Annotated in this window: 15 protein-coding genes; 7 read left to right on the top strand and 8 right to left on the bottom strand. The window is 33.5% G+C overall.

Annotated elements, in window-relative coordinates; genetic code table 11:
* Positions 1-112 precede the first annotated feature (112 nt).
* From ABYI63_RS04190 to ABYI63_RS04175, 4 genes are all read left to right on the top strand, one after another.
* On the top strand, positions 113-1,168 hold the full coding sequence (locus ABYI63_RS04190) for an OmpH family outer membrane protein (RefSeq protein ID WP_372753761.1): 1,056 nt from the start codon (positions 113-115) through the stop codon (positions 1,166-1,168).
* Positions 1,169-1,197: 29 nt separating this feature from the next.
* Positions 1,198-1,704 (top strand): OmpH family outer membrane protein, encoded by a 507-nt coding sequence (locus tag ABYI63_RS04185; RefSeq protein ID WP_372753759.1) that lies wholly within the window; start codon positions 1,198-1,200, stop codon positions 1,702-1,704.
* Positions 1,705-1,862: 158 nt separating this feature from the next.
* Positions 1,863-2,642: a glutamate racemase gene (gene murI, locus ABYI63_RS04180; protein WP_372753757.1), complete on the top strand. Its 780-nt coding sequence runs from the start codon at positions 1,863-1,865 to the stop codon at positions 2,640-2,642.
* A 383-nt stretch (positions 2,643-3,025) separates the two neighbouring features.
* Positions 3,026-4,339: a hypothetical protein gene (locus ABYI63_RS04175; RefSeq protein WP_372753755.1), complete on the top strand. Its 1,314-nt coding sequence runs from the start codon at positions 3,026-3,028 to the stop codon at positions 4,337-4,339.
* A gap of 320 nt (positions 4,340-4,659) precedes the next feature.
* Here ABYI63_RS04175 and ABYI63_RS04170 read toward each other — a convergent pair whose 3' ends face one another.
* Together ABYI63_RS04170 and ABYI63_RS04165 are read right to left on the bottom strand one after the other, a co-directional pair.
* Positions 4,660-5,175 (bottom strand): gamma carbonic anhydrase family protein, encoded by a 516-nt coding sequence (locus ABYI63_RS04170; protein ID WP_372753753.1) that lies wholly within the window; start codon positions 5,173-5,175, stop codon positions 4,660-4,662.
* A 14-nt stretch (positions 5,176-5,189) separates the two neighbouring features.
* Positions 5,190-6,191 carry a type IX secretion system membrane protein PorP/SprF gene (locus ABYI63_RS04165; protein ID WP_372753751.1) on the bottom strand — a complete coding sequence of 334 codons (1,002 nt, stop codon included), beginning with the start codon at positions 6,189-6,191 and terminating at the stop codon, positions 5,190-5,192.
* 170 nt (positions 6,192-6,361) lie between these two features.
* On the opposite strand from ABYI63_RS04165, the gene ABYI63_RS04160 reads away from it, so the two are divergent.
* From ABYI63_RS04160 to ABYI63_RS04150, 3 genes are all read left to right on the top strand, one after another.
* Positions 6,362-7,264 carry a NifU family protein gene (locus tag ABYI63_RS04160; RefSeq protein WP_372753749.1) on the top strand — a complete coding sequence of 301 codons (903 nt, stop codon included), beginning with the start codon at positions 6,362-6,364 and terminating at the stop codon, positions 7,262-7,264.
* 85 nt (positions 7,265-7,349) lie between these two features.
* The gene (locus ABYI63_RS04155; protein ID WP_372753747.1) at positions 7,350-7,703 is read left to right on the top strand and encodes a DUF1304 domain-containing protein; all 354 of its coding nucleotides are present in this window, start codon (positions 7,350-7,352) and stop codon (positions 7,701-7,703) included.
* A gap of 151 nt (positions 7,704-7,854) precedes the next feature.
* Entirely contained in the window at positions 7,855-8,670 is an 816-nt protein-coding gene (locus ABYI63_RS04150) for a mechanosensitive ion channel family protein (protein ID WP_372753745.1), read from the top strand.
* Positions 8,671-8,739: 69 nt separating this feature from the next.
* Here the strand turns inward: ABYI63_RS04150 and tsaB are convergent, their stop codons facing one another.
* From tsaB to ABYI63_RS04120, 6 genes are read right to left on the bottom strand one after another with little or no spacing between them, the layout of a single operon-like run.
* A complete protein-coding gene (gene tsaB / locus ABYI63_RS04145; protein WP_372753743.1) occupies positions 8,740-9,411 on the bottom strand; it encodes a tRNA (adenosine(37)-N6)-threonylcarbamoyltransferase complex dimerization subunit type 1 TsaB in 672 nt (223 codons plus the stop codon).
* Between the two features lies 1 nt (position 9,412).
* Positions 9,413-10,789, bottom strand: a complete 1,377-nt coding sequence (locus tag ABYI63_RS04140) for a TolC family protein (RefSeq protein WP_372753741.1) — start codon at positions 10,787-10,789, stop codon at positions 9,413-9,415.
* Complete coding sequence (locus tag ABYI63_RS04135; protein ID WP_372753739.1) at positions 10,767-11,891, bottom strand: efflux RND transporter periplasmic adaptor subunit; 1,125 nt, start codon at positions 11,889-11,891, stop codon at positions 10,767-10,769. Before ABYI63_RS04135 ends, ABYI63_RS04140 begins: the two co-directional genes overlap by 23 nt.
* Positions 11,892-11,906: 15 nt before the next feature.
* Positions 11,907-13,151 (bottom strand): ABC transporter permease, encoded by a 1,245-nt coding sequence (locus tag ABYI63_RS04130; RefSeq protein WP_372753737.1) that lies wholly within the window; start codon positions 13,149-13,151, stop codon positions 11,907-11,909.
* A 2-nt stretch (positions 13,152-13,153) separates the two neighbouring features.
* A complete protein-coding gene (locus ABYI63_RS04125) occupies positions 13,154-14,383 on the bottom strand; it encodes an ABC transporter permease (RefSeq protein ID WP_372753735.1) in 1,230 nt (409 codons plus the stop codon).
* Positions 14,376-15,077 carry an ABC transporter ATP-binding protein gene (locus ABYI63_RS04120; RefSeq protein ID WP_372753733.1) on the bottom strand — a complete coding sequence of 234 codons (702 nt, stop codon included), beginning with the start codon at positions 15,075-15,077 and terminating at the stop codon, positions 14,376-14,378. The genes ABYI63_RS04125 and ABYI63_RS04120 overlap by 8 nt, the downstream gene beginning before the upstream one ends.
* Between the last annotated feature and the right edge of the window lie 22 nt (positions 15,078-15,099).

Genomic DNA, 15,099 nt, shown 5'->3' with positions numbered 1-15,099 from the left:
TTTTTAAGATTATATTTCGTTAATTTTTTAAAAGATAATTCCAAAAGTGGCAGAAACAAAAGAATCATCTGTCGGTTTTTAGAATTTAAAACAATTAAATACAAAAAAACAGATGAAACATAACGTTCTTTTTTTATTGGCAGTAGCTTTTATGGCAAGCATATCGGTACATGCACAACGTGGTGTAAAAATTGGTTATATAGATACAGAATTTATTTTAGAAAATATTCCAGAATATCAGGAAGCCACGTCTCAATTAAATGAAAAAGCAATTAAGTGGAAAAAAGAAATTGATGAAAAGCTAAATACAATTGAACAAAAACGAAAAAATTTAAGCAACGAAAAAGCCCTTTTAACCAAAGAACTTATTGACGAACGTGAAGAAGATATCGCTTTTGAGGAAACTGAAATTTTAGATTATCAACAAAAACGTTTTGGACCAAATGGTGATTTATTTATTCAAAAAAGACAATTAATGCAGCCTATTCAAGATCAAATTTTTGCTGCAGTTCAAGATTTAGCAACTACAAAACAGTATGATTTTATTTTAGACAAATCATCGGATGCCGTAATGCTATACTCCGCAAAACAACATGATTTAAGCGACCAAATAATCCGAAGCATTACAAGAACCGCAAAAAGAACTCAGGCGGAAACCAAAGCAGAATTAAGAGCTGCGAAAGCAGAAGAATTAGTTCCTGAAGTTAATTTAGAATTAGAAGCCCGCCAAAAAGCATTAGAAGAGAAAAAACAAGAACGCGAAAGTGCTATTGAACAAGCGCGTCAAGAAAAATTAGATGCTCGTGCTGCTAAAGTTAAAGCAGCAGAAGAAAGACGCCAAAAAATAATAGAAGAACGCGAAAAAGCAAAAGAAGAAACATCTGGAACTGAAACAGCTGCACCAGAAACTAAAGTAGAAGAAACTGCCAAACCTGTTGAATCACAAACTAAAACTGCAGTAAAAGCAGCAGAAACAAAAGTGGAAGAAACTACTACTGCAACCGAAGCAGAAGTTGAAGAAAAACCAAAAACACAAGCGGAACTAATTGAAGAAAACAGACAAAAGAAATTAGCGGAACGCGAAGCAAGAAAAAAAGAATTAGAAGAAAGAAAAAAGAAAATATTAGAAGAGCGACAAAAAGCTAAAGACAGTATAAACAACAAATAACCATTTATAACACATTAATACCCTTTAAAATGAAACAATTAAAAACTCTATTATTAGCAACTGCATTATGTATTGGAACTGTGAGTTTCTCATCAGCGCAAAGTAAAATTGCCCATATAAATACGCAAGAATTAATTACAGCTATGCCAGAAATGAAAATGGCTCAAAAAGAATTAGAAACTTCAAGTAAAAAATACCAAACAGATATTCAAGCTGCCGTTACAGAGTTTCAAACATTATTAAAACAATACGAAGCTGAAGCTGCAACAAAATCTGAAGAAGAAAACGCAAAAAGAGGTCAAGAAATTCAAGAAAAACAACAACGTATTCAACAATTTCAAGCAGACGCTCAAAAAGATTTACAAAAGAAAGAACTTGATTTGTTACAACCAATCACGGAAAAAGCAAAAGCTGCTATTTTAAAAGTTGGTCGTGCACAAGGTTTCGATTATGTTTTGGATGCTTCACAAGGTGTTACCATTTTAGCTGATGGTAAAAACTTATTAGACGATGTTAAAAAAGAATTAGGCATCTAATACAACTTCTAAATAAAATTTACAAAAAGCTGTCTTTTACAAGGCAGCTTTTTTACTTTTGTTTCGTTCCGTTCATGCGTTGTTAAGAACTCATGTTATTTTCAAAATCTATCAAGTAAACAACGCCTTCGGAAACAACCAAATTAACAATGTAGCTTATGAGCAAACAACCCATTGGCATTTTCGATTCGGGCGTAGGTGGTACATCTATTTGGAAAGAAATTCATTTACTGCTACCCCATGAAAACACGATTTATTTAGCCGACAGCGCTAACGCTCCTTATGGAACAAAAAGCAAAGAAGCCATAGTTAATTTAAGCATTAAGAATACGGCCTATTTAATAAACCAAGGTTGTAAAATTATAGTGGTAGCCTGCAATACCGCAACTACAAATGCCATCCACATATTACGCCAAAACTACAACATTCCCATTATAGGTATTGAACCCGCCATAAAACCAGCAGCATTAAACACCCAAACAAAATGTGTTGGAATTTTAGCTACCAAAGGCACACTTTCCAGTGAGTTATTTCATAAAACCACCGATTTATTTGCTAATAACATTACCGTTATCGAACGAATAGGCGAAGGTATTGTAGAACTCATTGAAACTGGGCAACTTTACTCAGAAGCCATGAAAGTATTGTTAAAAAGCTATTTAAAACCCATGCTCGATGCCAATATCGATTATTTGGTTTTAGGCTGCACACACTACCCCTATTTAATGCCATTATTACTGGAATTACTACCTCAACATGTAAAAATAATAGATTCGGGTGAGGCCGTTGCCAGACAAACCAAAGCTGTATTAGAAAAAAACGGATTGCTAAATACCCAAACTATAAAAGGTAAAACAGCATTTTACACTAATGCCAACCCGGCAATTATGGCATCACTTTTGGATAACAAATTCGACGTAGAATACTTAAATTTTTAATGTATCCAAAAAGATATTACTTGGGCGTTACCCATCCCGAAAAAAATCGTGATGGGTCGGGCTATGCGTTACAATCTTTTTAAAACGTCATTGCGAGGACGAAGGACGAAGCAATCTGCCAAATTTAAATTCTAGACAAACGGCATTTCTATCAAGGTTTAAAAAGGATTTCCACTACTATCCCTAACGCGGGATTACCGTAAATCAAGTAAATCATTAGTAGTATTTAATTGTATATAAATTAGATGATTTCTTATATAAATAATATTTATATTTACTGAATAAGGCTAACATAAAACTTATTAAATCTTGAATTAATAACAAGATATAATAATGAAGGTTGGGATATAAGCAAGTTATGTCCAAGCAGTAAAAAAAACTATGTGAAAAAAGAAATTGAACAAAAAATTTATGAATTCTTTCTTGAATCTAATGACTTTAATGGAATCCCATTAAGACAAATTTCAAGTACTCTTATGATTGATTATAAAAACTCAATTGATATAATTAAAGAATTAGTTAAAGATGATAAAGTTACAATTCAGTCAAGTACAAATCCTCACATTATTTACTCTAGTCTTTATCCAATCGAAACTCAATTAAAAATTCTCGATGATGCAAAAGACTGGACAGTAAAAGAAATGAAAATTGGAAAAATTTCGATAGTATCTGAAAGCACAGATTACCCAATTTGTATTTATCCTTCACGAAATTTACTTAAATCTAATAGGGATTTAGATGAATTTGGAGAAGCAATTTATACAAAAGCACTTGCTCTTGGAGAACCTCAATTAACTCCAAAATTTTTTGATATTGAAGTATTAGAGAGGTATTCAAACGACCCTAGATTCAATTTTGTTTTCGAAGACTACTCTGGTCGAATTTCAGCAAAATATGATGATAATCAAAAGTCTTTAGTTCGCGGAGAAGATAATGTGTTCTTAAAATCTTTTGGTTTAGGCTTTGATGAAAATGACAATAGATTAGCTGTTGTCTATTTAAGATACTTAAACGACTTGACTCCAGAGCATCAGGTTTTTTGGAAAAGCAAAGAAAGGAATAGAAACTGTTTAGTTCTGGAAGAATATTATGAAAACACAATTAAAGGTAATTGGACATCTTCATATTCTGTATTTACCGCATTCATCGGTGAATTAATGTGTCTAAATGATATTTCATTAACTATTTTTAATAAACCTTTATTTAGGAAAAATTTCAATGAGTACAATAGACCAAAAGAATTTACATTTTTCTTTTCACCTACCTTAAAGAATTACAATGATTTTGTACTTCTTTTAGACAAAATGATTTCTGACAACATTAATAAAGAATTTTTTGAAGGTAAAGTTGAGCTTTATGATTATGTTGAGATAGGAAACGGAATAAAAGAACGAAGATCAAAAGGAACTTTAAGACTACTGGAAGAATGGCTTGGTGGAATATTCAAAGCTGAACAAGACCAGGAATTAAAGAAAATATTTAGTGTCCTAAAAAACATTAGAAGGCAACGCCAAAATCCAGCTCACAAAATAAGTGAGAATGAATATGACAATAAATATATTGAACAACAAAAACAGTTAATCAATAGTGCTCATCACTCAATTAAGGGATTGAGATATATTTTTAAACAACATCCAAGAGCTGAAAATTTTGAAATACCAGATTGGTTGGATAACGGAAACATAAAAACATTTTGAAAAAGCAAATATGATAGAAATTTGTACATCGCAAAATACCTCAGCGAGCTCTAGTCTACAGCTAGTACCATATTAGTATTAACCAAAACACTATTTTATAAATCAACCATCATTTTGAAGTTGCGCCTGCGTTAGGGATAGCAGTGGAAATCCTTTTTAAAACTTAAGTAAAAAGAACTTTGCAAGAACTACAATTTGACAGATTGCTTCGTCGCTCACTCCTCGCAATGACGTTTTAAAAAGATTGCAACGCATAGCCCGACCCCTTTTCGGGGTAACGCCCAACTAGTTAAAAGATTGATTTTCTTAAAGAAATTGGTTTACTCTTTAAACCAGCTTGAATATTTCACGTAATTATTAGCAATACGGTCTATTTGCCCTGATACTAACTCTTGGCTAATGTCTTTTATTTTTACAGCCGGACAACCAGCGTAAATACTGCCAGACTCCACTCTCGTGTTTTGGGTTACTACAGCACCTGCAGCAATTATGCTATTACTTTCTACAATACAATTATCCATTACGATGCTTCCCATACCAATTAAAACATTATCGTGAATGGTGCAACCGTGAACGATGGCATTATGCCCAATAGATACATTGTTACCTATGTTTGTTGGGCATGTTAAATAGGTAGCGTGTATTACGGCTCCGTCTTGTACATTTACCTTGTTACCCATTTTTATGTAGTTTACATCGCCACGAATAACAGCGTTAAACCAAATACTGCATTGTGTTCCAGCTACTACATCGCCAACAATCGTGGCATTTTCGGCTATGTAACAATCTTCGGGTAGTTCTGGTGATTTTCCGTTTACTGGTTTTATTATTGGCATAATTATATTATTTACTAATTTACTGCAGGGCAATTACAATCATATCGTTCGCGTTGGCAATTAAAGTTATATCCTAAGGTTAATTGATGAAACCCGCCATTGGCAAATACCACCGAATTACTTTGATATGTATAATTGTAAGCAAACATAAAGTCGTTATAATTCACTCCTAAAATGGGTGTAATTTGTTGTAGGCGTTGGCTATCTACCGAACCATTTTGTGTGTATTCAGCACCATCAAAACTATTTCTGTATGATAAACCACCCCAAATCTTTCCAAATTCAACATTTTTATAAACTTTCGCATTCACATCAATAGACGCTTCCTTTGTCCCATCTCTATATTGAAAAAGCACAGAAGGTTCGTAGCTCCATTCGCTTCCATATCTACTGAATACATAACCTGTAGAAAGTAAATAGCGTCTTAAATTACTTGTAATATTAACATCTTTATTCACTCCAGAGTTTTCCAAAACATTCTTTACCGTGGCATGTGCATAAAAATCTAAAAAGTGATACGAAAATCCTAAATCGATATTAAAATTAGTTTCGTTTTGCACAACACCATCAATTATTGGGTCCGGACCATCAAACAAAAAAGACGTTTCATCTAATTTATATTGAATAAATCCGGCACTTATACCAAAAGATAACATATTTAAATCGGTTACACTTCTGGAAAACATTAAGTGATGCGCATAAGTTGCATAAGCACCTGATTGGGAATGATAACCATTTTTATCTGTATATAAAATACCTCCAACCGCAGATTGCGAATCTCCTATTCTACCATTCATACTTAAAGTTAATAGTTTAGGCGCATCTTCATGACCAAACCATTGCTGGCGCGCGGTTAACCTAACTTTAGCACAATTGGCAGCACCTGCCATAGAAGGATGAATTAAATAATAATTATCGGTAAGGTAATCAGTATATATCGGTAGGCCTTCTTGAGACATAGCGGTGTTGGCAAAAAAAACACCAACTGCTATCATGAAAATATTTTTAAACTTCATAAAATGCATTCCATATCCGTTTGCTATTAGTCAAACGCTTTAATTATTAAAAAATTATGCAAAAATAAAAGCCATGGCTAGATTTTATGCATCTTTTGAAACAGTCAACAAAACTCAAATATATGGATAACTAAAGTTTTCTTTTAGTATTTTTGTAAAAAATAGCTAAAATGAATACTTTCAAGGTTTCCGTGCAAGAAACATCAAATAATGCCATAATAAAATTTGAAGTCAACCAGTTTATTACAAAACATCAAAGCTTCGAATTTAATAATATCGACGATGCTAAACAATCGCCATTAGCTCAGCAACTATTCTATTTACCATTTGTTAAAAAAGTTTACATTTCGGGTAATTTCGTAGCTGTTGAACGCTATAACATAGTTGAATGGAGTGACGTACAAGATGAAGTAGCCGAACAAATTGAAGCTTATTTAAACGATGGCGGTATTGTAATAGAAGAAACTGCCAAAGCTAAAAAAGTACCTGTTACTGTTTATGCTGAAAGCACACCAAATCCTTCGGTTATGAAGTTTGTGGCAAATAAGAAAATAGTAACAGCCCTTTTTGAATTTACTTCTATCGATGAGGCCAAATTATCGCCATTGGCAACTGAACTATTTCACTTTCCGTTTGTGAAAAGTGTTTTTATTGATGAAAACTACGTGTCCATTACAAAATACGATATTGCCGAATGGCAAGACATTACAATAGAACTTCGCGAATTTATAAGAAGTTATATTGAAAATGGTAAAGACGTTGTTTTAGCGCATGCTGCTGAAACATTAAAAAAATCGACACCACAATTAGATTCGCATTACGAGGGATTAGACGATACTTCAAAAGAAATAATTAATATTTTAGAAGAATATGTAAAACCAGCGGTGGCTAGCGATGGTGGAAACATTCAGTTTATATCATACGATGCCGAAACTAAAAATGTAAGCGTAATGCTTCAGGGAGCTTGTAGTGGTTGCCCATCTTCAACCTATACCCTAAAAAGCGGTATAGAAAACATGTTAAAAGAAATGTTACAAGGCCGAGTAGAAACTGTTGAAGCCATAAATGGTTAATTTTATAAACTTGTAATAATAATTTAAGCGTTCTGTAATTGGAACGCTTTTTTTATGACTAAATTTAGCATCTAACACACCACAAATGACCACCTTTTCAATCCTATTAGTAAGTTTCGTAGCCTTAGAACATGTCTATTTCTTGATATTAGAAATGTTTTTTTGGACTACTCCAAAAGGCATCAAAACGTTCGGATTAAAAACAAAATCATTTGCAGAAGAAACCAAGATATTAGGTGCCAACCAAGGTTTATACAATGGATTTTTATCGGCAGGATTGGTCTTTTCCCTTTCACAAAATAACATCTCATTCACCATCTTTTTCCTTATATGTGTTATTTTAGCTGGTATTTATGGTGCTTATTCTACAAAACAAATAAAAATATTTTATGCCCAGGCCATACCTGCTCTAATTGCATTCGTAAGTATTTTTATCTAAAACTTAACAGTTAGTTTACTTCCTTATTTATATAAAGTTTTTAATTTTATACATTCAATACAAATGAAACTGTAGAATTAACCCTATTAAATTTTTGAACAAATCCTAGATTTAATAGCAGATTAATTAACAGAGAAAAACAAATAATTATATGAAATTAGAAAACATTGAAACCGAAAAGTGGATTGATTTAGGAACGGAATATGGCTTAAAAATAATAGGAGCTATTGTTATATGGATTGTTGGTTCTTGGCTTATTAAAAAAATACTGAAAGCCAGCCGTAAGATAATGACCAAAAGCAACTATGAGGAAAGTCTACAAAAATTCTTATTAAACCTATTAAATTGGGCTTTAAAAATATTATTAATTATTACACTTCTAGGCACCTTAGGGGTTCCAACGACTTCATTTGCAGCGGTAATTGCAGCTGCTGGTTTAGCAATTGGTTTGGCATTGCAAGGTTCGTTAGCTAATTTTGCTGGTGGTGTATTAATTATGATATTCAAACCTTTTAAAATTGGGGATGTTATTGAAGCACAAGGTGAAATAGGAAGCGTAAAACAAATAGAAATTTTTACAACGAAATTAATCGGGCTATCCAATAAGGAAATTATCATACCAAATGGAGCTTTATCAAATGGAAATATTGTAAACTACACTACTGAAGGAACTAGGCGTGTAGACCTAGTTTTTGGAGTTAGTTATGACGCTGATATCAAAAAAACTAAAGAGGTTTTAATGAAGGTTTTAACCGATCACCCAAAAGTTATTGACACCCCTGCACCTACAGTAAATGTATTAGAATTAGCAGATAGTTCTGTTAACTTTGCTGTAAGACCTTGGTGTAATTCTGCTGATTATTGGACAGTTTACTTTGATGTAACCGAAAGCACGAAAATCGCACTTGATGCTGCAGGTATTGAAATTCCATACCCACATCAAGTTGAAATACAGAAAAAAGGGTAATCAACCCAATTATTCGTATTTATCTTAAACTAAAAGACCTATCAGATTTCAATTTCTGATAGGTCTTTTTTATTTTGAACTTTTTAAAGCAACAAAGTCTTTTAAATAATAAGGCTCGAAATAGGCCACATTTTCAAAGTCTTTGTTTCTGTATTTTTTATAGGCAAGCAAACTCATTTCATTTGCCGAAGGTAATTTAGCGTCAATAAAAACCGCATTGGTGTGATTAATTAAAGTTTTTGTTTTTTCAACACCATTCCCTATAAAGTAAACATTACCTCTGGCTAATTCATCCGCAAAAGCATTTTCATCTAAAACCTGTGCTTCCGTTGCTTTTATTTCCTTTTTGTTTGAATCGAAAATAGCAGCATAGACTTCCAAACGTCTAGCATCTAACATAGTTACAATTACACCTTCATTAGCATCTACCTGATGTGCTAAAGCTTCTAAAGTTGGTACTGAAATTAAAGGTATATCTAAAGCGAAACAAAGTCCTTTAGCGGCAGAAACACCTATGCGTAAGCCTGTATAGGATCCAGGCCCTTTACTTATTGCGACAGCATCTAAATCCTTAGATGTAATATTCGCTTCCTTTAAAACCGCATCAATAAATACATGCAAACTTTCGGCATGTGAATAGTTTTTGCTATTATCTTCCTTTAAAACAATTGTTTTTCCTTCTCTTGAAAGTGATACTGAACAATTGGTTGTTGCTGTTTCTATGTTTAATATAAGAGCCACGTTAATTTGTTAAAGATTTTCCCATGTAAAAGTCTAAAACTTTTGTCTTAAAAACAAAATCATACTTCGCATTTATTAACGAAGCTTGTGAATTTACCAAACGGATACGTGCTTGGTCTAAATCAAAAGACGTCATTACACCAATTTTAAAACGTTCTTCTGAATTGCTAAAGGATAATTCTTGGGCTGCTAATGATTTTTTTGCAGCTTGAAATGCTTTAAAAGCAGCTTTGGCATCGGTAAAGGCTCGTTGTATGTTCGATTCTAAATTTAATTTTGCTTGTTCTAAATTAAGTTGACTATTTGCCTCTTGTATTTTAGATCTTGCTACTGCTGTTTTATTTTGAAACCTTGAAAATATTGGCACATTCACACTTAAATTAATACTATGTCCTTTTTGATTATTTAATTGCTCTAAGAACGCAGCCTCATTTTTATCTAAGTTGGAAAAAAACGCATTGGTATTAAAACCATAACCTAAAGATACACTTGGCAAAAATCCGCTTTCTGAAATTTCAGTGTTCAACTGTGCATTTTCAATATTCTTTTCGGCTATCTTAATTTCATTTCTATTTTCTAAGGCAAAATTTAAAATAGGAGTCACATTATCGTATAAGAGTGCCTCGGAAGGACTTTCAATTGTAATAACTTCAACATTAAAACCTTCAAATGGCACTTGTAACAATTGAGACAGGGTTAACAGCGCTAAGGTGGTATTATTTTCAGCAATGGTTACATTTTGCTCGTCCGAACTTAATGTTGCTTCCGTATCATAAATATTAGCTCTTGGTTGCACTCCAGCATCCACCAAACTTTTAACCTGTTCTAATTGCTTTTTACTGAATTCAAGTTGTGCTTTTGCGGTTTCTAAGTTCTCTTTATTGAACAACACATTTAAATAGGCGTTTACCACATTCAGTGATACGTCGTCTTTAATTCTTGCCAATTCCAATTTACTAGTTTCTAAGTTCAATTTAGATTGTTCATATAAATTCATTAATCTAAACCCATTAAAAACTGTTTGACTAGCTCCAATACCAAAACTGGTACTGTGGGAAGTTCTATCTACAATTACCTGTCTATCTCCAACATCAATTCGTTGGGTACCAATACCGATGTTATGACCCGCATTACCACTAACAGATGGCAAAAAATTGCCTTTAGCTGCAATAATATTCTGCTCGTTTGTTAGTAATGCATTCTCTCCTTGCTGTATGGTGATATTATTTTCTATGGCATGATTTACGCAAGCTTCGAGCGACCAGGTTTTGTTTTGCGAAAACGAAATCATACTAACCAAAATTGCCAAAGAAACCAGACTAAATTTTAGTTTACACATATTAAAAATCGTCATTTTATCGTCTTGATCTATCTTCATCTTCGTTGTCTTTTGATGCTTTATTCCAAACTTTTATTTTATCACCTTCTTTAACACCTTCGGTAATTTCTACATTTATGCCATCAGATAAACCCAAAATAACATTTTGTTTTTTGTATTTACCATCGCCAACAAGTATTTCAACAAATGGTTTTTCGGTAATTCTATTATACTGTAATAATGCCTCTCTAATTGCTAAAACTTTATCCCTGCTCTCAATATCAATTTCAGCATTGGCACTGTAACCCGCTCTTACATTTGCAGTACTATCGAGTTTCACATTTGCTTTAACTGTAAATTGAACAGCGCCATTTTCTTCAACACCTCTTGGTGCAACAAAGCTTAAAGTTGCAGGAAACGACTTTTCGTTAAGGGCTCCTAAAATAATCTTTATCTCTTTACCTTCTTTTAGTTTACCAACTTCGGCTTCATCTACCTTACCTTCAAAAATCATAAAACTCATATCGGCAATAATAGCAATCGTGGTACCGGCATTAAAGTTATTACTTTGAATAACCTGATCACCTTCACGAACCGGAATTTCTAAAATAGTACCAGCAATTTGGGCAACTATATTAGTATTAGCAGAAGTACCACTATCAATTGATCCTCGTTTGATAATTTGATAATCGTTTTGAGCTTGTGATAAACTTTCTTTTGCTTGTTTATAGGATAACTCACTATTTTCAAAATCTTGTTTTGAAATAACACCTTTATCAAAAAGCGTTTTGTTTCTTTCATACAAAACCTTTGCATTTTCAAAAGACAACTTGGTTGAAGCTATTCTACTGCTAGCACTTACCAAACTTTGCTCGTTAGGCACCACCCTTATTTTTGCAATTAAATCGCCTTTTTTTACGATATCACCTTCTTCAACAAAAATTTCATCAACAATACCTGAAATTTGAGGTTTTAATTCGATTTCTTCTTCTGGATTTAATTTTCCTGTTGCTACAGCTTTCGTATTAATAGATGTGTAAAAAGGTTCTTCAACTTTAAAATCTTCAATTGCTTTTGAATTGGAGTCTTTAAAATATTTTAACACAAATGCTAATAGTATGATTACAACTAATATTAAAATAATTTTTACTGTTTTGTTCATTGTTATGTTGATTGATTATTCTTCTCTTAATGCTTCTATTGGTTTTATGCTTGTGGCTTTAAACGCAGGAATTAACCCAATTAAAGTCCCTAAAATTACCAGTATAATAAGGGCTATAAATACCACCGCAATAGATACAGAGGCATTTACAATCGCAGCATCTGGACCTTGGCCAAAGGCTGCATCTAAACCTATTAAAATCCAGCCACCAGTTATAATTCCAAAAATACCGGCAACCATTGTTAAAAATACCGCTTCCAATACAATTTGACGTTTAATTTCAAAAGGTGTTGCTCCTAATGCTCTACGAATACCAATTTCTTTGGTACGTTCTCTTACGGTTATTAATAATATATTTCCAATAGCAAAAACACCTGCAATTAAAGTTGCGATCCCAACAAACCAAGTTAGAAATTGCATACCAACTAAAAATCCGGTTACTTTTTTAAATTCTTTTCCTAAATTAAAACTACCAAAGGCACGAGTATCTTCCGGGTGAATGTTGTTTAGGTTTTTAAGTAACAGCTTAACATCTTCTTCAATTTGTTTGATATCAAATTCGGGCTTTCCGGTTATCATCATCCAACCGATACGATCGCCTCGGTTATAAATTTGTTGAAAGGTTGTAAAGGGAATATGAATATCTGTAGAGGGCCCCATATTCATGGTTCCAACTTCAAAAATTCCAACCACAATAAAATTGATGCCATTAATATCGATATACTTGCCAACGGCCTCTTCATCTTTTTCAAATAGCTGTTTATAGGTGTCTTCGGAAATAACTGCAACTTTTTTACTATCGGTTATATCATTTTGATTGATAAATCGTCCGTGAATAAGCTTCTTCTTTTGTAATTGGTCTAACAACGGGTAATCGCCTGCCATTTGGAAACTTCCGGACAGAAAGTTTCTGGTAACATTAGCCCCTTGCTGACTTCTAGGTAGCACAAATTCAATGCCCTCCACGTTTTCTTCAATCTTCTTTGCATCGGTTAAAGATAACCTTACTTGCTTCCCTTCCTGAAAACCTTTAAACGGCTTGCTTGTATTCTGCCCCCAAACAAACACGCTATTAGTGGCAAAACTACCAAATAACCTATTAAAAGAGTTTTCCAATCCTCGGGCAGACCCCAACAAACCTATCAGTAATAAAATACCCCACCAAACTCCAACCATTGTAAGGATAGATCTTAGTTTGTTCTTACTAAAGCTATCAAAAACTTCTTGCCACGTATCTCTTTCTAATAAAAATTTAAACATGCTTAGTCGTTTCTTAATGCTACAATTGGTTTAATTCTTGAGGCTTTTTTTGCTGGTAAATAACCCGCAATAGCTCCTGCTCCTACCAAGGTTAAGGTTGCACCAATAACCAGGCTATTGCTTACACCTGGATCTTTAATAAAATAATCTTCTAAAACAGGTGCGACAAGCTCTATAACACCTACACCAATTAAAAGGCCGACATAGCCAGCAATGGCTGTAATAAGAATTGATTCTATCAATATAATGGATACAATAGATCTGGGAGAGGCTCCTAATGCTTTTCGAATACCGATTTCTTTGGTGCGTTCTTTCACCACAAAGATCATGATATTACTGATTCCTACAACTCCAGCAATTAAGGTCCCGAACCCAATTACTAAAATAATAACCGTTAAACCAAAAGTCATTTGGCTTACCGCTTTTGTTCCTTCAGCCATATTTCGTACTCGCACGGCGCGCTGATCACTTTCAGCCACAGAAAATCGTTCTTTTAATTTTCTTGTTATTGAAGAACTAAAAGCCAAAGCCTGATCATAGTTCATTTCAGGATTATAGGTTAAGCTTATTTGATCGATGTGATCGTTATTACCATAAACTTGTTGAGAGGTTGTAACAGGCATGTACATTATTCGTTCCTCATTATCACCACCATCATCTGTAAAAATACCAACTACTTTATATGGGATGCCACTTAGGTTTACATATTTACCTAATGCAGTGGTTTTAAGGAATAAATCTTCTTCAATTTTTCTACCAATAACCACTACTTTGGTTCTATTTTGCAAATCGTTCTGATTGATATAGCGGCCTTCAATCACATTTGTTTTTTCAAGATATTGATGATCTGGATGTACACCACGCAAACTATAACTACTTTGTTCTCCACGAAATGATGCTTGGACATTATTATAAATTCGTGCGGTTATATATTCAACTTTATTGCCAAATTCATCCTTTATGTAGTTGAAGTCTTCATTTTTAAATTGAATTTGTCTTCCAGCCTGAAGGCCTTTATTGGCTTTGGTAGTTCTTCCTGAATTTATAAAAATGGAGTTAGTTGCATCATCTACAAACGCCTCGGTAAAGGTGTTTTGCAGTCCATTCGCGATACCAAAAAGTATTGTAAATAGTAAAATGGCAAAAGACACGGTAAAACCAGATAACAAACTTCGCGTCCTGTTTTTATTAATACTTTGGAATATTTCTCGCCACAAGTCTAAATCAAACATACTGTTCTGCTCTTACTTGGGTTACCTTAACGTCTTCTAATATTACTCCATCCCTCAAGCGCACAATTCGCTTACACATATTGGCTATATCTTCTTCATGGGTTACCATTAAAATAGTCTTACCTTCATCATTTAACTGTTGAATAAAGGCCATAATTTCATGTGATGTTGTGGTATCTAATGCACCCGTTGGTTCATCCGCCAATAATAGTTTAGGATTGGCTGCCAAGGCTCTTGCTATGGCAACACGCTGGTTTTGCCCTCCTGACAACTCTTTAGGTAAGTGATGCGCCCAATTAGCCAGACCTACTTTTTCTAAATGAAACATCGCCAATTCCTGACGTTGTTTGCGTTTCATACCTTGATAATATAATGGCAAAGCCACATTCTCAAGCGCATTTTTATAATTAATAAGATTAAAAGATTGGAAAATGAAACCTAAAAATTTGTTTCTATAAACAGCTGCTTTTTTTTCAGTAAGGTTTTTAATAGGTAAGCCATCTAAAATATATTCCCCAGAATCGGCTTCATCTAGCATTCCTATAATATTAAGAAGTGTTGATTTCCCAGAACCTGACGACCCCATGATTGCAACCATTTCACCTTCTTTAACCGATAAATCGATTCCTTTTAAAACGTGTAAACTAGAATCTCCTATGGGATAGGATTTGTGTAATTGTCTTATTTCTAACATCCTTTGTTTGATTAGCGCGCAG

Source organism: Mariniflexile sp. (assembly GCF_041583155.1).
Lineage (GTDB): Bacteria > Bacteroidota > Bacteroidia > Flavobacteriales > Flavobacteriaceae > Mariniflexile.
The sequence above is the reverse complement of the archived record's forward strand: the minus strand, read 5'-3'. Positions and strand labels throughout refer to the sequence as shown.